Here is a 434-nt window from a genome sequence, read left to right as displayed (position 1 = left end):
CCGATGGGCTGTTCAGTGAAATCCGCACTCTGCGCGTATCAGCCGAGATCGCCACGGCAATTGAACGCCACGCCCTTCAGTTAACCGTACCGGTATAACCCTTCCTCATTTAAATGCCGTTGTGTAGTGCATCTGCTTGCTGGCTGAATAGAAGTGGGCAAGCTGCTCGCTGAATTTTCCCGGATCGTGCTGCTCAGCAATTCTCTTTAGTGATTGTGCAGAATATTGCGTGATTACGCCCGGATTCCGCAAAATATCAATGATATGCGTTTTAAGCTGCTGCACGATTTGTCGACGTATCTGCAGTTTGCTCTCCTGAGAATCAACCACATACTCATATTCGTCATTCACCGGCTGCTGAATAAGCCATCCCGCACCGGGTGGATTGATCTCCGGTAAGGCGCGAATGTTGGTCGTGATCACCGGACAGCCGC

Annotated in this window: 1 protein-coding gene; it reads right to left on the bottom strand. The window is 50.9% G+C overall.

Annotated features, from left to right (window positions below):
• Nucleotides 1-105: 105 nt before the first annotated feature.
• Nucleotides 106-434: glycosyltransferase (locus tag D7X12_RS42700; RefSeq protein ID WP_208719654.1), on the bottom strand; the 329-nt coding region annotated here is incomplete at its 5' end.

This window comes from Corallococcus sicarius, from assembly GCF_003611735.1.
GTDB classification, from domain to species: domain Bacteria; phylum Myxococcota; class Myxococcia; order Myxococcales; family Myxococcaceae; genus Corallococcus; species Corallococcus sicarius.
This window is presented reverse-complemented; position numbering and strand designations above follow the sequence as displayed.